Raw genomic sequence first — 19,849 nt, forward strand, 5'->3', positions numbered from 1 at the left:
ACTCTCACGACGCACCGTCCGGTCAGTCATTCCCAGAATTTTCCCAGGAAACCCAGGCCATCAAGCCCGTCCCCCCGTCCCGACAACGTTCCCGCCTTCGGTGAAGCGGTATTTACGGAGACGAGATCGAAGCCGCAAGCCGAAAAATTAGCGACTGCGCAATTTTTCCTGTAACCCAATATCTCTAAAGGAAAATTTTCTCACCGGGAATGCCCGGTTCGATGGCATCAGGCCGGCTTGGTGCCGGCACCCAGACGAATCTCAGCCCTGATCGCGCCGTGATTCTGTCCAGATAACCTCGTCTGCCCTGTGCTTTGCCCGCGGAATCACCCCAAGCCATTCTGTTGAGCAGTCTCCTCCTACCCGATGACACGCAGATGACGATCCCATGGCAGTCAGGAAACGAAACAGGCGCGGCCCTTGCGGGTCGCGCCTGGTCGATAGGCCGTTTTGCCGGGATCAGCGCTTCGAGAACTGGAAGCTGCGGCGCGCCTTGGCCTTGCCGTACTTCTTCCGCTCCACCACGCGAGAGTCGCGGGTCAGGAAACCGGCCGCCTTCAGCGCCGCGCGCAGGGACGGTTCGTGCAACTGCAGCGCCTGGCTGATGCCGTGCTTTACGGCGCCCGCCTGGCCCGACAGCCCGCCTCCCTTGACGGTGGCCTGCACGTCATACTGACCCGCCACCCCAGCAACGTCGAAGGGCTGGCGCAGAATCATTTGCAGCACCGGGCGCGCGAAATACTCTGCGATATCCTTGCCGTTCACCACCACCTTGCCGGAACCGGGCTTGACCCAGACCCGGGCAACGGCGTCCTTGCGTTTGCCGGTCGCATAGGAACGGCCATGCTGGTCGCGCTGCGATTCGCGGCGGATGGGGGCTTCGGCCGGGGCAGCGGCAGCCGCGCCCGACACGACGGATTTCAGATCGTCGAGGCTTTTGATGTCTTCGGCCATATTACGCGCTCCGGGTGTTCTTGGGGTTCAGGACCTTGACGTCCAGAACTTCGGGCTGCTGCGCCTCGTGCGGATGATCCGAGCCCGTATAGACGCGCAGATGGGTCATCTGCTGCTTGCCCAGCTTGTTGCGGCTGATCATGCGCTCGACGGCCTTGACCACCACGCGCTCGGGGTGAGCGCCTTCCAGAATCTGGCGTGCGGTGCGGTGCTTGATGCCGCCGGGGTGGCCGGTGTGCCAGTAGTATTTCTTGTCATCGCGCTTGTTGCCGGTCATCTGCACCTTGTCGGCGTTGATGATGATGACATTGTCACCCATGTCCATGTGGGGGGTGAAGGTCGGCTTGTGCTTGCCGCGCAGGCGATTGGCGACGATCGTGGCGAGGCGGCCCAGAACGACGCCTTCGGCATCAATCAGGATCCACTTCTTCTCGATCTCCGCCGGTTTCGCGGTATAGGTTTTCATCTTTCGTCCCTTCCAGGGTCGTCAAAATCCGAGATGGCGGTGTATCTGCGATTGCGCCTGCTCCGTCAAGCACAGAAGAAGTCATTATTCCACAATAAAACATGAACTTAATATTTAGGTATTTTAATACCCAATTGAAGGGTGCTGTTTTATTGGCGCTTTGGGGGAATCGAATAGGTCATCGAACAGCGGGCCACCCCTTCAGCCGATCCTTCCGAGAAGATCATCGCCTCGGCAACCGCAAGGCTGCGTCCCAGCTTGAGAATCCGGCATTCGGCCAGAAGATTCCGGCCTGCAGCGGGCTTGCGCATGAAATCGATCGAGGCATTGATTGTCACCGCCAGCGCAACTGGCCCGATCCGCGACAGGATTGCGCAGTAGATTGCCACATCCGCCAGCGCAAAGATGGAAGGGCCGCTGACGGTGCCGCCGGGGCGCAGGTGCTGATCACCGATCTGCAACAGGGCGACCAGCTTGTCAGGGGCCACAGACCGAATGCTGCATCCGTCAGCCACCTGCGGAAAATCTGTTGCCAGAAAAGCGTTAAGCCTGTCGGCATCCATCAGGATTTCCATACTTTCCCCTCTCTCGTTCCCCCTTGAGGCTTTCGGTAAAACACCAAGAGTTCAAGTAGCGGCCGCCATACCCCGTGGCCGTGATCGTTCGTTTCGGCGGAAAATATCCTCCGGAAGGTTCCGGACGTTCAGCGTGAAGCCAAGGCCTTCACCAATGCGGTAAAATGCTCGCCGCGCTTTTCAAAGTTCGGATACTGGTCAAAGCTGGCGGCAGCAGGCGCCAGCAGCACGGTGTCGCCTGGCTGTGCCTCGGCAGCGGCGCGGGCGACGGCGGCGTCCATCGTTTCGGCGATCTCGTGGGGGGTCTGGCCGATTTCCAATGCGAAATCGCGGGCAGAATGGCCGATCAGATAGGCTTTGGCAACGCGGCCCAGATAAGGCGCCAGGGCACCGATCCCCCCGTCCTTGCCAAGCCCCCCGGCAATCCAGCGGATGCGGTCGAAGGCCTGAAGCGCCTTGGCGGCGGCGTCGACATTGGTTGCCTTGGAATCATTGACGTAACGGACACCGTCGATATCCGCGACCGTCTGGCTGCGATGCGGCAGGCCCGCGAAACTGTGGAACGCGGCCTCGATGTCGCGCGGCGCCAGGCCCACGGCGCGGCAGGCGGCATAGGCGGCACAGGCGTTCTGGTGGTTGTGGGCGCCGGGAAGGCCCTTGATGTCGCGAAGGTCGATGGACGCAGCCTGCCGTCCCTTGCGGTATTCGGCCAGATACCCCTTGCGCGCAAAGACCGACCACGCCGCACCATCAAGCTTTTGCCCCGCCGAGACCCGGATCACCCGGTCGTCGGCCGGGCCCATCGACAACTGGTCGGCCAGATACAGCCCTTCGATTTCGTCAACGCCGATCACCGCACGGTCCGGCCCGCCTTCGGCAAACAGCCGGCGCTTGGCCGCGAAGTATCCGCCGGGACCGCCGTGGCGATCCAGGTGGTCGGGCGACAGGTTGGTGAAGACCGCGACATCGGGCGTCAGGGCGCGGGCAAGTTCGGTCTGATAGCTGGACAGTTCCAGCACCACGACCTCTCCGTCGATCGCCGGTTCCAGCGACAGGACGCCCGTGCCGATGTTGCCACCTACCTGCGTGGGGCGGCCGGCTTCGGTCAGGATGTGGTGGATCAGCGCGGTGGTCGTGGATTTGCCGTTCGACCCGGTGACCGCGATCACGCGGGGGGCGCGGTCGAACCCCTCCCAATCCTCGGTCGCATAGCTGCGAAAGAACAGGCCGATGTCGTTGTCCACCGGGATGCCCATTCCGTAAGCCTTGGCGATCACTGGATGCGGTTTGGGATACAGATGCGGGATGCCGGGGCTGACGATCAGCGCGGCCACGCCCGCCCAGGCATCGTCGCGGGTCAGGTCCGCAATGGTCAGGCCATCGGCCGCAGCGGCGTCGCGCGTATCGTTGCCGTCGTCCCAGGCAATAACACGCGCGCCGCCCGCCACCAGGGCGGCAGCGGTCGCCCTGCCGGAACGGCCGAGGCCGAGAACGGCGACGGTTTGCCCTTCGACTCCTTGGACAGGGATCATGTGCGCAACCTTTCAACCAAGCCGGGATCCTTCCGCCCCCGACCCCCTCGAGGATATTTCGCCAAGATGAAGATCAGCGCAGCTTGAGGGTTGCAAGCCCGATCAGCGCCAGCACCAGCGCGATGATCCAGAACCGGATCACGATCTGCGCCTCGCCCCAGCCCTTTTTCTCGAAATGGTGGTGAATGGGGGCCATCAGAAAGACGCGCCGTCCGGTGCGCTTGAAATAGGCGACCTGGATGATGACCGACAGCGCCTCGACCACGAACAACCCGCCGACAATGGCCAGCACGATCTCGTGCTTGGTAACAACGGCGATGGCACCCAGCGCGCCACCCAGCGCCAGCGATCCGGTATCGCCCATGAATACGGCCGCCGGCGGGGCATTGTACCACAGGAAGCCCAGGCCGCCGCCGATCAGGGCCGCGACGAAGATCAGGATCTCGCCCGTGCCGGGAACATGATGGACGCCCAGATAATCGGTGAAATCCACCCGGCCCACGGTATAGGCGATGACGCCCAGCGTTCCGGCGGCGATCATCACCGGCATGATCGCCAGCCCGTCCAGCCCGTCGGTCAGGTTGACTGCGTTGGCCGAACCTACGATCACCAGCATCCCGAAGGGAATGAACAGCAGCCAGAGATTGACCAGCACGTCCTTGAACACCGGCAGAGCCAGTTGACCGCTCAGCCCCGCCGGATGCAGCCACATGGCCCAGCCCGCCGCGATCAGCGCCAAGGCAAGACCCAGGGCCATCCGCACCCGGCCCGAGACGCCCTTGGTGTTCTGCTTGCTGACCTTGGCATAGTCGTCGGCGAACCCGATCGCGGCATAGCCCGCCGTGACCAGCAAGACGATCCAGACATAGCCGTTGTCCAGCCGCGCCCAGAGCATGGTCGAGAAGAACAGCGCCGCCAAAATCAGAATGCCGCCCATCGTCGGCGTGCCGGCCTTGACGAAATGGCCCTGGGGGCCGTCGTCGCGGATCGGCTGGCCCTTTTTCTGGACGCGGCGCAGATAGTTGATCAGCGGGCGACCGAAAATGAAGCCGAAGACCAGCGCCGTGAAGAACGCAGCCCCCGCCCGGAAGGTGATATAACGAAACAGGTTGAAAAGGTCGCCCCCTTCGGAAAGGCCGCTCAGCCAATAAAGCATCGGTTATTCTTTCGGTTGGAATGCGGGCGTCTGCGCCGATTTCCGCAGGGCGTCAACGACGGTCGAGATTTTCGATGATTTGGAGCCCTTGACCAGAACGATATCGCCGGGCGCCACCAAGTCATCCAGTCGGCTGGCAAGGCCCGCTGCGGTTTCGGCCCAGATCCCGCGCCTGGCGGGCGGCAGGGCATCGTGCAGATGGCGCATCCGCGGTCCGGCGCTGTGGACCAGATCGACCTGTTCCATCGCGGGATCCTCTGCCATGGCGCGATGCAGGGCTTCCTCGTCCGCGCCCAGTTCCAGCATGTCGCCCAGGATCGCGATCCGCCGCCCGCCTTGCAGACCGGCCAGCGTGGCAAGTCCGGCCGACAGCGAGGTCGGATTGGCGTTATAGGCGTCATCGATCAGGCGGATGCCCCCCAGATTCTCGACCGCTCCGCGTCCTTTGGGCGGCAACCAGTCGCCCAGACGCTTTCCGGCGTCCTTGACATCGGCTCCGGCGGCGGCAAGCGCCGCCAGAACGCCGACGGCGTTCATCGCGAAATGGGCGCCGGTGGTCTGCAAGGTAAAATCCACCGTGTCGCCACCGATCCTGGCGCGGCACGGGAGGGTGCCGTCTTCGGATTTGGCCTGGACCAGCTTTGCCTGACCGTCGCGGCCAAAGCCCACCACCAAGGCACCGGCCGCATCGGCGCAGTCGCGCAGGATTTGCGTCACCGCCAGATCCTCGGGGATGATGGCATGGCCGACGGCTTCAAGCCCTTCGAAGATCGAGCCCTTTTCGCGGGCGATCCCTTCGATGGCACCGAACGCCTCCAGATGCGCGGCGGCAACCGTGGTAATCATCGCGACATGCGGGCGGGCCAGCCGCGACAGGGGCGCGATTTCGCCCGGATGGTTCATGCCGATCTCGACGATCGCGAAGTCGGTATCGGCAGGCATCCGCGCCAAGGTGAGGGGCACGCCCCAGTGGTTGTTATAGCTGGCCTCGGCCGCGTGGATACGCCCCTGCCCCGTCAGCGCCACACGCGCCATCTCCTTGGTCGAGGTCTTGCCCACCGACCCGGTGATGGCAATGACCCGGCCCGCCATGCGCGCCCGGCCCGCGCGACCCAGCGATTCCAGCGCGGCCAGCACATCGGGGACGATCAGCAGCGGCGCGGACGGATCGACGCCGTCGGGGATCCGGCTGACCAGGGCCGCAGCCGCGCCCCTCTCCAGCGCCTGCCCCACAAAATCATGCCCGTCCCGAACATCGGCAAGCGCCACGAACAGATCGCCCGGCCGGAGGGTGCGGGTGTCGATGGACACGCCCTCGGCCTCCCAGTCGCCCTGCGTCCTGCCGCCCGTCGCGGCCGCGGCCTCGTTGGCTGTCCACAGGCTCATATCTTGCCGTCCAGCGCCGCAACCGCGACGGATGCCTGTTCGGCATCGTCGAAGGGATAGACGTCATTGCCGATGATCTGGCCGGTTTCGTGCCCCTTGCCGCAGATCAGCAGCGCATCGCCCGGCACCAGCGCATCGACGCCGCGCAGGATCGCCTCGGCCCGGTCGGCGACCTCGGTTGCCTCGGGGCCGGCGCCCTCCACCACGGCGGCGCGGATCGCGGCGGGATCCTCGGTCCTGGGGTTGTCGTCAGTAACGATCACCACATCCGCAAACTGACGCGCGGCCTCGCCCATCAGGGGGCGCTTGCCCCGGTCGCGGTCGCCGCCCGCCCCGATCACGCAGACGATGCGGCCCATCACATGCGGGCGCAGCGATTGCAGCGCCGCCACGACCGCGCCGGGCTTGTGGGCGTAATCGACAAAGACCGTCGCGCCGTTTTCCCGCTGTGCGACCAGTTGCATCCGTCCGCGAACGGTGTGCAATTCGGGCAGCGCGCGCAGGACGGCATCGGCGGAATCGCCCGCCGCCAGCGCCAGCCCCACGGCGGCCAGAACGTTTTCCGCCTGGAACCCGCCAATCAGCGGCAGGCGCACCATATGCGGCTGGCCCATCAGCGAAAACCGCAGATCCTGACCGGTTGCATCATAGCGTTGCCCAAGGATTCGCAGCATGGCGTTATCGGTGATGCCGACGGTCGTCACGGCAAGCCCGCGATCACTGGCGATGTCCAGCATCTGGCGGCCCCGGTCGCCGTCGATGTTGATGACGGCCGCCGCGCCGTCCTCCAGGATATGGTTGAACAACAGCGCCTTGGCCGCGAAATATTCGTCAAAGCCTGCGTGATAGTCCAGATGGTCCTGGCTGAAGTTGGTAAAGGCCCCGGCCTCGACCCGCACGCCGTCCAGGCGGCGCTGATCCAGACCGTGGCTCGATGCCTCCATCGCGGCATGGGTGACGCCGGCGGCTGCCGCCTCGGACAGGATGCGGTGCAGCGTCAGGGGGTCGGGCGTGGTATGGGCAAGCTTGGCTTGGTAATCGCCCTGCACCCCCATGGTCCCCAGGCTGATCGCCTTGCGGCCAAGATGCTGCCAGATCTGGCGGGTAAAGCTGGCGACGCTGGTCTTGCCCGATGTTCCGGTGACGGCCACGACATGCTCGGGCTGGGCCTCGAACCACAGGGCGGCGGCGCCTGCCAGGGCTGCGCGTGCGTCCTCGGCCACCACGACCGCCCCGTCCCATCCCGACAAGGCGCTTGCCGCCATCTCGGCCCCCGCGCGGTCGGTCAGGACGGCAATCGCCCCCATCCGCAGGGCATAGGGAATGAACTCGGCCCCGTGGACCGCCGATCCGGGCAGGGCGGCGAACAGGTGTCCGGGTTTCACCGTGCGGCTGTCCAGTGACAGTCCCGTGACGTCCAGGTCGCGCCCATCCCTTGCCCGCAGCCCCAACTGCGACAGCGTTTTCGTCCCCTGCCCCACCGTTTCACCCATCATTGGTTTGTGCGACCCGCTCTATCCCATCGTCTGCGGGCGGTTCAACACGGGGTTGAAAACGAGGAGTGATGACCGGCAGTGTCTCGCCTGTCACCGGCTCAAGACCCACCAGCGGTGCCAGACGGCGGATGATGGCCGAGGCGACGGGCGCCGCGGTGGCGCCCGCGGTGCGGCTTTCCCCGCCGGGACCGGTAACAGAGGGTTCGTCCAGGGTCACGATCATGACGTATTTCGGCGCGCTGGCAGGAAAGACCGATGCAAAGGTCGAGACGACCTTGTTGTCGTAGTACCCGCCCGAGGGACGCGGCTTGTCGGCGGTGCCGGTCTTGCCTGCGACCTCGTAACCCTCGACCTCGGCCTGCTTGGCGGTGCCGCGCGTCACGACCTGCCGCAGCATGTCCACCGCACGGGCTGCAGCCCGGGGTGACAAGACCTGCTCGCCTTCCGGGCGGGTGCGCCCATGGATCAGCGTCGGCGTGACCTTGCGACCGCCATTGGCGATGGTGGCATAGGCCGCCGCCAGGTGCAGCGGGCTTGCCGCAAGGCCGTGGCCAAAGGACACGGTGGCAGCGGTCACGGCAGGCCAGCGGGGGGGCACCAGCGGCTTGCCGGTCGGTGCCTCGACCATCTCGAGGGGCAGGGGATCGAAGAAGCCCAGCTTGTCCAGAAAGTCCTTTTGCTTGTCCACGCCGATCATCTGCGCGATGCGCACCGTGCCGACGTTGGACGACTTGACGATCACGTCCGTTGCCGACAGTTGCGGACCGTAATTCGAGAAATCGTTGATGCGGTACTTGCCGATCCGCATCGGCGTGGTGGTGTTGATGCCGCTGTTGGGGTTGATGATCTGCAAGTCGAGTGCCTGCGCCACCGGAAAGATCTTGAAGGTCGATCCCAGTTCATACTGCCCCTGCACCGCGCGGTTGAACAGCGGGCTGTCGGACGGATCGCCCTTCAGCAGCGGACGCGGGCGGTCGTTCGGGTCGAAATCGGGCAGGCTGGCCATCGCCAGGATCTCGCCCGTGGCGATCTCCATCAGGATGCCGGTAGAGCCCTTGGCATTCATCACCTCCATGCCCGAGGCCAGAACCTCCTCCATCGCCGCCTGCACGCCCAGGTCGATGGACAGTTGCAGCGGGGCGCCTGCATTGGCCGGGTCGCGCAGCCAGCCGTCAAAGGCTTTCTCGACCCCCGCCACGCCCAGAACCTCGGCGCTGCTGACGCCTTCGTTGCCAAAACCCGATCCGCCCAGGATATGGCTTGCGACACGACCGTTGGGATAGACACGCATCTCGCGCGGGCCGAACAGCAGGCCGGGCTCGCCCAGATCGTGGACAGCCTGCATCTGTTCGGGCGACATCTTGCGCTTGATCCACATGAACTTGCGGCTGCCGGTGAAATCGCGCAGCAGCTTGTCGCCATCCAGATCGGGAAAGATCCGCGCAAGGCCCTCGGCCGCGCCCACCGGATCGACCATCTGATGGGGATGGGCATACAGGGAATGGGTTAACAGATTCGTGGCAAGGACGCGGCCCTGCCGGTCGGTAATGTCCGCGCGCTGCGATGCGATCTGGGCCGACATGATCCCGCTCTGCGGCTCGACGGGATCGGTCGAGGCCAAGGCGCCCATCCGCAGCCCTACCACGCCGAACCCCAGCACGAACAGACACGCCATCAGCGCCAGACGTCCCTCGGCCCGGCGGCGGGCCTTGTCCTGCATGGCCTCGTGCCGCAGGCGGCGGTTCTCGGCCTCGGTCTCGTCAGGATTCTCGCCGCGATCATGGGTGCGAAGGAGGCGGGCGAGCGGGCGCAAGGGGATGCGGGTCATGACGGTCACTCCTGCGGGGCGGCGTCGCCGGGTTCGCCGGCCGGATCGGCAGGCGGCGGCGGCGCGGGGGGTCGGGGATAATCGATATGGTTCAGATCAACGACTTGTCCGCCTTCGCGCGGGACCAATTGCAGCCGGTCGAAATTCAGATCAACCAGTTCGCGCAGCCGCTCGGGTCGGTTCAGATAGGCCCATTCCGCGCGCAAGATGCCCAGTTCCTCGCGCAGGCGGGCGATATCGCGCTGGATCTGGTTCATCTCTCCGATAACGGCCTGGGTGCGGTAATTCTCGCGATAGGCCCAGAAGGCCAATGCCATCACCACCAGAGTGCAGGCCAGATAGGTCAGCGGGCGCATCAGCGGCCCCCTTTCGCAGACAGGCGCGGCATGGCCAGGGCTTCGGCGTCCACCGTCCCGGCGGGCACATCGGTGCGGATCGCCACGCGCAGCAGGGCGGACCGGGCACGAGGGTTTGCGGCCTCCTCCTCGGGGTCGGGACCGATGGCGCGGCGGAACGGCAGGGTAAAGGCCGGTGGCGTCGTGCCCTGCACGGGGGCATGGCGGCTGCCCCCACCTGCGCTGTTCGACCGGGCCTGCATGAAGCGTTTCACGATCCGGTCTTCCAGCGAATGAAAGCTGACCACCGCCAGCTTGCCGCCCGGCTTCAACGCGCGCTCGGCCGCCGACAGGGCCTGCACCAACTGGCCGAATTCGTCGTTCACCCAGATACGGATCGCCTGAAAGCTGCGCGTGGCGGGATGGCTCTGGCCCGGCTTGGGGCGCGGCAGGCAGGCGGAGACGACCTCGGCCAGTTCCGATGTGCGACCCAGCGGACGGGCGGCCAGAATGGCGCGGGCGATCCGGCGGGCGGCGCGCTCCTCGCCATAGTGATACAGAACGTCGGCAATGACCGATTCCTCGGCCGTGTTCAGCAGTTCGGCGGCCGAAGATCCGTCCTGACCCATCCGCATGTCCAGGGGCCCGTCGCGCAGAAAGGAAAATCCCCGCTCGGCCTGGTCCAACTGCATGGAACTGACGCCCAGATCCAGCACCACGCCGTCCAGCGGCTGCCCCGCAAGCCTATCCAGCTCCGAGAATGTCCCGCGCACAAGACGCAGCCTGTCGCCGTATTCCGCAGCCCAGCCGGCAGCCATGTCGAAGACCAGCGGGTCGCGGTCCACGCCGATCACCGGATCGGCGCCCGCTGCCAGCAATCCACGGGCATAGCCTCCGGCCCCGAAGGTGCCGTCCAGCCAGGCGCCCTCGACGGGCGCCACCGCCCGCAGCAGCGGAGCCAGCAGCACGGGAACATGCGGTTCGGCCATGGCTCAGCCCTCGTCCACCTGATCGAGGAAGGACCGCGGGTCGAACTCGGCGCCATGCTGGGCGGTAAAGTCCTCCAGCGCGGCGACATCCTTGGGACGCGTGTCGGGGTGATAGACCTGGATATAGTCGCCGCGCGATTCGAAGATGGTTTCCGCGCCTTCGGTGAAACCCAGCTTCTCGCGCAGCTTCTGCGGCAGGACGAGCCGCCCCTCGCGGTCGATCTCCAGATCGGTGGACTGGCCGTTCATCAGCATTTCCAGCCACCGCCGCTGCGGCGAACCGCGCGTCAACTTGTCGATCTGCTCGTCGATCTCTTCGATGGCTTCGATGGTGTAAAGCTCGATCCAGTTCCACCAGTCGGGACCATAGACGGCGACAAGCTGCGTGCGCCCTGTGTTCGCGGTGGCAAAGGCGGGATCGCCGGCATCGAACACGCGACGCAGCCGGGCCGGGATCGACATTCGACCCTTGCCATCGACCTTGACGGATTCAGTGCCTCTGAACTTCCGCGCCACCCTGGGCCTGCCTCACTGCCATCTTCCGCCCGCCCGAAAGAGAAAGGGCGGATCGGGCTGCTGCCACTGCCCGATCCGCCGCCCTCGTTCCCACGTTTGGGCCCCTTGCCGGGGTCTCGCCCTGTCACGCGCCACCTGGGGGAGGTGTTGCTCGCACGTGCGGACGCCTTATTTGGAAAACGGATGCCTGTATGAAAGCCTGCTCGCCCGCGGGGTCTTTGTTGCCCCTTTACTGCCCGTCTTCGTGATCCGGTTCTGGCATGGGAATTCACGGGAAGCAACGGTATTCTTCGCCCATTCGTGAAGCCAAACGGCGAACAAGTTTGCAGATCCCGGCCCCAAACCCTTCTACCGAATCGGAAAAATCCACTATCCCTAAGGTTGCAAGAAAATAAATCGCCTAGAATCTAGCGACTTAATTTTTGTTGCATGATTTCGGCAGAACCCCGCGCAACACCAGAATGCCCGCGAACCTGTTGCCATTTATCCACAGAAATCCCGGCCTAGAGAGGGGTTTCACAGTTTCTCACAGCGCCGGTATGCACCGGGATTACTGCGTCAGGGGGTCGCAGCCCCGATGTTCCCGTTCTTTCCCATGCCCGACCAGCGTCAGGCAACCCCATCGCGAATCAATCGTTCCGCCAGCCGTGCATAGGCCTGAGCCGTCGGCCCCTCTCCCAACGAGACGGGACGCCCCGAATCACCGGCAAGACGCACTTCCAGTTCCAGCGGCAAGGATCCCAGAAACGGTAGGTCCCGCCGTTCCGCTTCGGCTGCCACGCCGCCATGGCCAAACAGATGCGCTTCATGGCCACAATTCGGACAAACGTACGAGGACATGTTTTCCACCAGACCCAGGACAGGGGTCTTGAGCTTGTTGAACATGTCGATAGCGCGGCGCGCATCCAGCAGCGCCACGTCCTGCGGCGTGGACACGATGACCGCCCCGGATACGGCGGCCTTCTGGCACAGGCTCAGTTGCACATCACCGGTGCCGGGAGGCAGGTCGATCAGCAGCACATCCAGTTCGCCCCAGTTCACCTGTTGCAGCATCTGCTGCATGGCCCCCATCAGCATCGGCCCACGCCAAACGACGGATTCCCCCTCCTTCAGCATCAGGCCAAGGGACATGATCGTCACCCCATGGGCATGAAGCGGCTCGATCCGCTGTCCGTCAGGGCTGGCCGGGCGGCCCGATACGCCCATCATCCGGGGCTGCGAAGGACCATAGATATCCGCATCCAGCAAGCCCACGCGCCGCCCCGCCCGTGCCAGCGCCACCGCCAGATTGGAGGTGACGGTCGATTTGCCCACGCCTCCCTTGCCAGATCCGATGGCCACGATGCTGCGTATGCCGGGAATTGGCTGGGGTCCGGCCTGTGCCGTCGGATGACGCCCTATTTGCAGCGATGGCGCAGCACCCGAGCTTCGCACAGGCTCGCCCTGCGGGCGGGGGGCCGGCCCTGCCGGTGCCGTCATCACGATCTGGACGTTGCCCACCCCGGCCATGGCCTGCAGACGCCGCCGGGCCTCGGCCTCGGTCGGGCCGAGGGTCCGGGCGACAGAGGCGTCCGCGACCTCCAGAACAAACCGAATCGTGTCACCATCGACCACAAAGGCGCGCACGATGTCGGCCTGACCCAAGGTCCGCCCGTCCGGCAGGACGATGTCCGAGATTTCCCTTAAGGCAGCTTCACGGTTAACGGACATGTTGAGACCTCTGGCTGGAACTATCGGGCATACATGGTCTACCAGCGCCCGATCATCAACCATCTGCCTCAAAGGCCAGCACGACGATGGCCAAGACTGCACATCGCCCGGTTTTGCAGCGCCGCGTGATCGCTAACATGCATAGCTTTATCACAAAACCGTCAGATTTCGTTCATCTTTCTTAACGGGTTAATCAGTCAGTCATGCGATTGCTGCATGGCAGCATTCCCAAAGCATTCATTGTGCAGGCGCAGCATAAAGGCCATCTTTGGTTCATCGAAAGGCGCCGGGCCAATCCGGGAACGGCACCTAGGCAAGACCGAAGATACGCTGAAAGGAATACATCATGGCTGTTATCGCACAGGCCCACGACGCTGCAGCCCTCGGGTTCGCCGGTCGGCTGACGGCAGCGATCCAGCGCATGCAGGAAAACCGCGCTCGCCGGGCGATCTATCGCCAGACCCTGCGCGAACTGAATGCCCTGACCACCCGTGATCTGCACGATCTGGGCATCGACCGCGCCATGATCGGCCGTCTGGCCCATGAAGCGGCTTGGGGCACACGGTAACAAGGAATATCCCGCCCCCTCCTCCCGGGGGCAGGATCTGCGGCATCATCCTTTCCTCCCAGAGGATGCCGCACAAGACAGCGCGAAACCCTTCCTCCTCCCAAGGGTTTGCGTTGCAGGCGGCGACCCTGCTCCTCCCTTCGGGGTCGCCGCACAAGATACATAGCCGCCCCGTTCCGCGGCATCCCGATACGACGGACCCCTCCCTCCTCCCTGGGTCCGCTCGTTGGCGGCAACGGCCTCTCCTCCTCCCTAGGGCCTTGCCGCATCCATACGCGGCCCTCCCTCCTCCCTCGGGCCAGCGTCATGCGGCAGCACCCCTCCTCCTCCCTGGGTGCTGCCGCACCCCATTGCGAGGGAACCGCATGATGCGTGCGACGTTTGGGGCCATGTGGAGCACGGCATCGCCATGACGAAATATCGCATCGGATCAAAGGTCGAATGGGACTGGGGCAAGGGAACTGCCACCGGCAAGGTGGCCGAATCCTTTACCGAGCCTGTGGAACGCACCATCAAGGGCGCCAAGGTCAAGCGCGATGCCTCGGACGAAAACCCGGCCTATCTGATTGAACAGGACGATGGCGACCGTGTTCTGAAAGGCTATTCGGAACTGCGCAAGCCGACCTGATCTTTTTCCGGTCCTCATTCTGGGCTATTGCAGGGTATGCTCAGCTATCAGCACGCGTATCATGCCGGAAACCTGGCCGACCTGCACAAGCACGCCATTCTGGCAAATGCGCTGGCTTACCTGACCCGCAAGGACAAGCCCCTTTCCTATCTGGAAACCCATGCCGGGCGGGGACTCTATCGCCTGGATGGAGCCGAGGCCACAAGAACGGGCGAAGCGCAGGCCGGCATCATCCGTGCCCTGGCCGAAGGATGGTTTTCACCCGACCACTCGTTCCTGTCGGCCCTGCACGCCATCCGTCGCCATCATGGCCCTTTCGCTTATCCTGGTTCGCCACTGGTCGCTGCGCATTTCCTGCGGCCCGGCGACTCGGCTCATCTGGCAGAACTCCATCCTGCCGAACATGATGCGCTGTCAGCCGTGGCAGGTTTCGCCACGCTGCACCGCCAGGACGGGTTCCAGATGGCCCAGGCCCTCTGCCCACCCACGCCCCGCCGTGGCCTGATGCTGATCGATCCCAGCTATGAGGTAAAGACGGACTATGCCGCCATCCCCCGGCAGATCGGCCTGATCGCGCGGAAATGGAACGTCGGGGTGATTGTCCTGTGGTATCCGGTCCTGACCGACGGCCGACACCGTGCGATGCTTGACCTGCTGAGGGCTGTCCATCCCGATGCCCTGCAGTCCGAGGTAGCCTTTGCCCCGGCCCGCCCGGGCCATTTCATGATCGGGTCGGGCCTGTGGATACTGAACGCCCCCTTCGGCCTTGCCGAGGAAGCAGACCGGATAGAAGGCATCTTTCGCCGTCACGCAGGCTGAACAGGTATTCCCCTGTCCGGCCCCCCTGTGCCATGATCCCCTGTGAACCCATCGCTAACGGTTTTCCGATGTCGCAACGCCTGTCCATCAGCGCCACCGTGCTTCTGGCCCTGGCTGTTGCCCTGGGGCTTTATTTCGCCTTTGCCGCCGTTCAGGGGCCATCGGGCATCCTGCGCCGTATCCAGCTCGAGGCTGAAATAACGGACCTTGCAGCGGAACGCGACCGCCTGCGCACCGAGGTGCAGGGAATGGAAAACCTGACCCGGCGGATGTCGGACGAATATCTGGACCTCGACCTGCTGGACGAACGCGTCCGCCAGGTGCTGGGCATGGTCCGGCCAGACGAGGTGATCCTGCGCTGACGCCCGGCGGCGTTCGCGGATTGCACGCTCCAAAATGATGGGCTACGGATAGTTTAACGCTGAACTATTCGATCCGCGCTATCAGGAGGAGCCCCGCATGGCCAGAAAGCCTGCCCCCGCCGCAGCCGAAGGCAAGTCCCCCAGCCCATCGCCGAACGTGTCCCGGGACGAATTGCTGCAATATTACCGTGACATGCTGCTGATTCGCAGGTTCGAGGAAAAAGCGGGACAGCTTTACGGCATGGGCCTGATCGGCGGGTTCTGCCATCTGTATATCGGTCAAGAGGCCGTGGTTGTGGGACTCGAAGCCGCCGCGAAAGAGGGCGACAAGCGCATTACCAGCTATCGCGATCATGGTCACATGCTGGCCTGCGGCATGTCCGCGCGTGGCGTGATGGCCGAATTGACCGGCCGCGAGGGGGGATACTCCAAGGGCAAGGGCGGCTCGATGCACATGTTCAGCCGCGAAAAGCATTTTTATGGCGGCCACGGCATCGTCGCGGCGCAGGTGCCGCTGGGCGCGGGGCTTGCGTTTGCCGACAAGTATCTGGGCAATGACAATGTGACTTTCGCCTATTTCGGCGATGGCGCGGCCAACCAGGGTCAGGTCTATGAAACCTACAACATGGCCGTGCTGTGGGAGCTGCCGGTGATCTTCGTGATCGAAAACAACCAGTATGCCATGGGCACCTCGATGAAGCGGTCCACCCGCTCGACCACGTTGTTCGGACGGGGCGAAGCGTTCGGGATTCCCGGCGAACAGGTGGACGGCATGGACGTGCTGGCGGTCAAGTCGGCGGGCGAAAAGGCCGTGGCCCACTGCCGCGCGGGCAAGGGCCCCTATATCCTCGAGGTGATGACCTATCGCTATCGCGGCCATTCGATGTCCGATCCGGCCAAGTACCGCTCGCGCGAGGAGGTGCAGAAAATGCGCGACGAACGCGACGCCATCGAACATGTCCGCGAACTGCTGCTGCAAGGCAGCCACGCCTCCGAGGACGACCTGAAGGCCATCGACAAGGAGATCAAGGACATTGTGAACGATTCGGCCGAATTCGCCAAGGAAAGCCCCGAACCGGCGCTCGACCAACTGTGGACCGACATTTATGCCGAAGACCTGCCGCAAGGCAGCGCCGAAGAAGTCGCCTGAGGGAGGGCTGAACGAATGGCAACCGAAATCCTGATGCCCGCCCTGTCCCCGACCATGGAGGAAGGCACGCTGGCGAAATGGCTGAAAAAGGAAGGCGACGCGGTCAAATCCGGCGACATCATCGCCGAGATCGAAACCGACAAGGCCACGATGGAATTCGAGGCCGTCGATGAAGGCATCCTGGGCAGGATCCTGATTGCCGAAGGATCGCAGGGCGTCAAGGTGAACACCCCCATCGCCGTCCTGGTCGAGGAAGGCGAATCCCCCGACGCCGCATCCGCCCAGGCACCCAAGGCCGCAGCCGCCCCGGCCCAGGCCAAATCCGAAGCGCCTGCCGCGTCCGCCGTCGAACAGGTCAAGACGCCCGAGCCCGACCGCAGCCCGGACTGGCCCGACGGCACCAAGATGAAGACCATGACCGTGCGCGAGGCGCTGCGCGAGGCCATGGCCGAGGAAATGGAACGCGACGAAACCGTCTTCCTGATGGGCGAGGAAGTCGGCGAATACCAGGGCGCCTACAAGATCAGCCAGGGGTTGCTGGACAAGTTCGGCCCCCGCCGCGTCGTCGATACCCCCATCAGCGAGATCGGGTTTGCCGGTATCGGCACGGGCGCGGCACTGGCGGGCCTGCGTCCCATCGTCGAATTCATGACCTTCAATTTCGCCATGCAGGCGATGGACCATATCATCAACTCGGCCGCCAAGACGCTGTACATGTCGGGCGGGCAGATGGGCTGTCCCATCGTCTTCCGTGGCCCGAACGGCGCCGCCGCCCGTGTGGCCGCCCAACACAGCCAGGATTATGCCGCCTGGTATGCCTCGGTCCCCGGCCTGAAGGTCGTGATGCCCTATACGGCCGCCGACGCAAAGGGCCTGATGAAGCAGGCGATCCGCGACCCGAACCCGGTGGTCTTCCTGGAAAACGAAATCCTGTATGGCCGCAGCTTCGAAGTGCCGGACCTGCCGGATTTCACCATCCCCTTCGGCAAGGCCCGCATCGCGCGGCAAGGCAAGGACGTGACCATCCTCAGCTTTGGCATCGGCATGGCCCATTCGCTGGAAGCCGCCGACAGGCTGGCCCAGGACGGGATCGAGGCCGAGGTGATCGACCTGCGCACCCTGCGCCCGATCGATTATGCCACCATCATCGACTCGGTGAAAAAGACCAACCGCTGCGTCACGGTCGAGGAAGGCTTTCCCGTGGGCTCGATCGGCAACCATCTGTCGGCCTATATCATGGAAAACGCCTTCGATTACCTGGATGCCCCGGTGATCAACTGCACCGGCAAGGACGTGCCCATGCCTTATGCCGCCAATCTGGAAAAACACGCGCTGATCACCCCGGCCGAGGTGGTCGAGGCCGTGAAAAAAATCACCTATCGCTGAGGGGAACGCGTCATGCCGACAGAAATCCTGATGCCCGCGCTGTCCCCGACCATGGAGGAAGGGACGCTGGCCAAATGGCTGGTCAAGGAAGGCGACGAGGTGAAGTCCGGCGACATCATCGCCGAGATCGAGACCGACAAGGCCACGATGGAATTCGAGGCCGTCGATGAGGGCAAGATCGGAAAAATCCTGATCGCGGAAGGCAGCGCAGGGGTCAAGGTCAACACCCCCATCGCGGTGCTGCTGGAAGAAGGCGAGGACGCTTCGGCCGCGTCATCCAGCCCTGTGACTGCCAGGTCCGCCCCGGCAGCCGAAGACAGGGCCGCTGCGGAAAAGGGCTATGGTGGCCCGACCGGCGCGCCGGTCGCGGGTGACGCGGCAACGGCAAAATCCGCTCCTGCCCGGACCGATGGCGACCGGGTCTTCGCCTCGCCCCTGGCGCGCCGCATTGCCGCCGAAAAAAACATCGACCTGTCGGGTATCACCGGCACCGGCCCGCGCGGCCGGATCGTCAAGGCCGATGTCGAGGGCGTGAAACCCGGGGCAGCCAAGGCTGCTGCGGCACCTGCCGCCACGCCGTCTGCCGTTGTCGCCTCTGCACCGGCCGCGCAGGCCCCCAAAGCGCCATCGGCCGATGCGGTCCTGAAAATGTATGCCGACCGCGAGACGACCGAGGTGCAGTTGGACGGGATGCGCCGCACCATCGCCGCGCGACTGTCAGAGGCCAAGCAGACCATCCCGCACTTCTATCTGCGCCGTTCGGCCTGGCTGGACGCGCTGATGGAGTTCCGCGCCATGCTGAACAAGCAGTTGGAACCGCGGGGCGTGAAACTGTCGGTCAACGACTTCATCATCAAGGCATGCGCCCTGGCGTTGCAGCAGGTGCCCGATGCCAATGCCGTCTGGGCGGGGGACCGGATCCTGAAGCTGAAGCCGTCCGATGTCGCCGTGGCTGTCGCAATCGAAGGCGGGCTGTTCACCCCGGTCCTGAAGGACGCGCATCAAAAGACCCTGTCGGCCCTGTCGGCCGAGATGAAGGATCTGGCCAGCCGCGCCAAGACAAAGAAACTGGCCCCCCACGAATACCAGGGCGGCAGCTTTGCCATCAGCAATCTGGGCATGTTCGGGATCGAGAATTTCGATGCGGTCATCAACCCGCCGCACGGCGCGATCCTGGCAGTCGGCGCGGGTATCCAGACGCCCGTGGTCGAAAAGGGCGAAGTTGTCGTCCGCAACGTCATGTCCATGACCCTGTCGGTCGATCACCGCGTCATCGACGGCGCCCTGGCTGCGCAACTGCTGGAAGCCATTGTCACCCATCTGGAAAATCCGATGGGGATGCTGGCCTGAAACGCCATCCAGACTGAAAAGGGGGGCGCCATTTTGGCGCCCCCCTTGCCCATTTTCACCTTTGCCAAAAACCCTCCCGGGTCGGGACAAAGCTCCCTCGGCAGCCGTGGGACGCAAGGTAAGGTCAGCCCAAGGCTTCCTTGATGGCGCCGACAAAGGCGTCCAGATCGTCGGGATTGCGGCTGGTGATGACGCCCCGGTCCACCACCACTTTTTCGTCCACCACATCGGCGCCTGCGTTCTTCATGTCGGTGCGGATCGAATCATAGCTGGTGAGCCGCCGCCCCCGTGCCAACCCGGCCTCGGCCAGCAGCCAAGGCGCATGACAGATTGCGGCGACGGGCTTGCCCGCCTCGGCAAAGCTGCGGATCAGAGCAACGGCGGTCTTGTCGGTGCGCAGGGTGTCGGGATTGATGACCCCGCCGGGCAGGACCAGGGCGTCGTAATCGCCTGCGCTGACATCCGAAATCGCCTTGTTCGCCGTGACCGACTTGCCCCAATCGTCCTTGTCCCAGGCCTTGATGTCACCGGTTTCCGGCGCGGCGATATCGACCTGATGGCCTGCATCCTTCAGCTTTTCCAACGGGACGAACAGTTCCGACTGTTCGTACCCGTCCGATGCCATGATCAGAACCTTTGCCAT

The 19,849-nt window shown here is 64.3% G+C and carries 20 protein-coding genes; 7 read left to right on the top strand and 13 right to left on the bottom strand.

What is annotated here, in order from left to right; all coding sequences use genetic code 11:
• Positions 1–459: 459 nt before the first annotated feature.
• From rpsI to EYE42_RS13235, 12 genes are all read right to left on the bottom strand, one after another.
• Positions 460–954 carry a 30S ribosomal protein S9 gene (gene rpsI / locus EYE42_RS13180; RefSeq protein WP_130991788.1) on the bottom strand — a complete coding sequence of 165 codons (495 nt, stop codon included), beginning with the start codon at positions 952–954 and terminating at the stop codon, positions 460–462.
• Position 955: 1 nt separating this feature from the next.
• Positions 956–1,420 carry a 50S ribosomal protein L13 gene (rplM, locus tag EYE42_RS13185; protein WP_130991789.1) on the bottom strand — a complete coding sequence of 155 codons (465 nt, stop codon included), beginning with the start codon at positions 1,418–1,420 and terminating at the stop codon, positions 956–958.
• Between the two features lie 149 nt (positions 1,421–1,569).
• Positions 1,570–1,995: a PaaI family thioesterase gene (locus EYE42_RS13190; protein ID WP_130991790.1), complete on the bottom strand. Its 426-nt coding sequence runs from the start codon at positions 1,993–1,995 to the stop codon at positions 1,570–1,572.
• A 128-nt stretch (positions 1,996–2,123) separates the two neighbouring features.
• Positions 2,124–3,527 carry a UDP-N-acetylmuramoyl-L-alanine--D-glutamate ligase gene (gene murD / locus EYE42_RS13195; protein ID WP_130991791.1) on the bottom strand — a complete coding sequence of 468 codons (1,404 nt, stop codon included), beginning with the start codon at positions 3,525–3,527 and terminating at the stop codon, positions 2,124–2,126.
• A 73-nt stretch (positions 3,528–3,600) separates the two neighbouring features.
• On the bottom strand, positions 3,601–4,683 hold the full coding sequence (gene mraY, locus EYE42_RS13200) for a phospho-N-acetylmuramoyl-pentapeptide-transferase (protein WP_130991792.1): 1,083 nt from the start codon (positions 4,681–4,683) through the stop codon (positions 3,601–3,603).
• A 3-nt stretch (positions 4,684–4,686) separates the two neighbouring features.
• A complete protein-coding gene (locus tag EYE42_RS13205; RefSeq protein WP_130991793.1) occupies positions 4,687–6,069 on the bottom strand; it encodes a UDP-N-acetylmuramoyl-tripeptide--D-alanyl-D-alanine ligase in 1,383 nt (460 codons plus the stop codon).
• Positions 6,066–7,565, bottom strand: a complete 1,500-nt coding sequence (locus EYE42_RS13210; protein WP_165455793.1) for a UDP-N-acetylmuramoyl-L-alanyl-D-glutamate--2,6-diaminopimelate ligase — start codon at positions 7,563–7,565, stop codon at positions 6,066–6,068. The genes EYE42_RS13205 and EYE42_RS13210 overlap by 4 nt, the downstream gene beginning before the upstream one ends.
• On the bottom strand, positions 7,555–9,393 hold the full coding sequence (locus EYE42_RS13215) for a peptidoglycan D,D-transpeptidase FtsI family protein (protein ID WP_130991794.1): 1,839 nt from the start codon (positions 9,391–9,393) through the stop codon (positions 7,555–7,557). The genes EYE42_RS13210 and EYE42_RS13215 overlap by 11 nt, the downstream gene beginning before the upstream one ends.
• 5 nt (positions 9,394–9,398) lie before the next feature.
• Positions 9,399–9,749, bottom strand: a complete 351-nt coding sequence (ftsL, locus tag EYE42_RS13220) for a cell division protein FtsL (RefSeq protein ID WP_130991795.1) — start codon at positions 9,747–9,749, stop codon at positions 9,399–9,401.
• Entirely contained in the window at positions 9,749–10,717 is a 969-nt protein-coding gene (rsmH, locus tag EYE42_RS13225; protein ID WP_130991796.1) for a 16S rRNA (cytosine(1402)-N(4))-methyltransferase RsmH, read from the bottom strand. The genes ftsL and rsmH overlap by 1 nt, the downstream gene beginning before the upstream one ends.
• Positions 10,718–10,720: 3 nt before the next feature.
• Positions 10,721–11,233: a division/cell wall cluster transcriptional repressor MraZ gene (locus EYE42_RS13230; protein WP_130991797.1), complete on the bottom strand. Its 513-nt coding sequence runs from the start codon at positions 11,231–11,233 to the stop codon at positions 10,721–10,723.
• 609 nt (positions 11,234–11,842) lie between these two features.
• Positions 11,843–12,943, bottom strand: a complete 1,101-nt coding sequence (locus EYE42_RS13235) for an Mrp/NBP35 family ATP-binding protein (protein WP_130991798.1) — start codon at positions 12,941–12,943, stop codon at positions 11,843–11,845.
• A gap of 346 nt (positions 12,944–13,289) precedes the next feature.
• On the opposite strand from EYE42_RS13235, the gene EYE42_RS13240 reads away from it, so the two are divergent.
• From EYE42_RS13240 to EYE42_RS13270, 7 genes are all read left to right on the top strand, one after another.
• Entirely contained in the window at positions 13,290–13,511 is a 222-nt protein-coding gene (locus tag EYE42_RS13240) for a YjiS-like domain-containing protein (RefSeq protein WP_246020799.1), read from the top strand.
• Positions 13,512–13,920: 409 nt separating this feature from the next.
• Entirely contained in the window at positions 13,921–14,139 is a 219-nt protein-coding gene (locus EYE42_RS13245; RefSeq protein ID WP_130991799.1) for a hypervirulence associated TUDOR domain-containing protein, read from the top strand.
• A gap of 36 nt (positions 14,140–14,175) precedes the next feature.
• Positions 14,176–14,958: a 23S rRNA (adenine(2030)-N(6))-methyltransferase RlmJ gene (gene rlmJ / locus EYE42_RS13250; protein ID WP_130991800.1), complete on the top strand. Its 783-nt coding sequence runs from the start codon at positions 14,176–14,178 to the stop codon at positions 14,956–14,958.
• 68 nt (positions 14,959–15,026) lie between these two features.
• Positions 15,027–15,320 carry an FtsB family cell division protein gene (locus tag EYE42_RS13255; protein ID WP_130991801.1) on the top strand — a complete coding sequence of 98 codons (294 nt, stop codon included), beginning with the start codon at positions 15,027–15,029 and terminating at the stop codon, positions 15,318–15,320.
• Positions 15,321–15,417: 97 nt separating this feature from the next.
• Entirely contained in the window at positions 15,418–16,470 is a 1,053-nt protein-coding gene (pdhA, locus tag EYE42_RS13260) for a pyruvate dehydrogenase (acetyl-transferring) E1 component subunit alpha (RefSeq protein WP_130991802.1), read from the top strand.
• A 15-nt stretch (positions 16,471–16,485) separates the two neighbouring features.
• On the top strand, positions 16,486–17,856 hold the full coding sequence (locus EYE42_RS13265; protein WP_130991803.1) for a pyruvate dehydrogenase complex E1 component subunit beta: 1,371 nt from the start codon (positions 16,486–16,488) through the stop codon (positions 17,854–17,856).
• A 12-nt stretch (positions 17,857–17,868) separates the two neighbouring features.
• Positions 17,869–19,206, top strand: coding sequence for a pyruvate dehydrogenase complex dihydrolipoamide acetyltransferase (locus EYE42_RS13270; protein WP_130991804.1), 1,338 nt, complete (start codon positions 17,869–17,871; stop codon positions 19,204–19,206).
• Positions 19,207–19,330: 124 nt separating this feature from the next.
• Here the strand turns inward: EYE42_RS13270 and EYE42_RS13275 are convergent, their stop codons facing one another.
• Entirely contained in the window at positions 19,331–19,849 is a 519-nt protein-coding gene (locus tag EYE42_RS13275; RefSeq protein ID WP_130991805.1) for a type 1 glutamine amidotransferase domain-containing protein, read from the bottom strand.

This window comes from Paracoccus subflavus, assembly GCF_004310345.1.
GTDB classification, from domain to species: Bacteria; Pseudomonadota; Alphaproteobacteria; order Rhodobacterales; family Rhodobacteraceae; genus Paracoccus; species Paracoccus subflavus.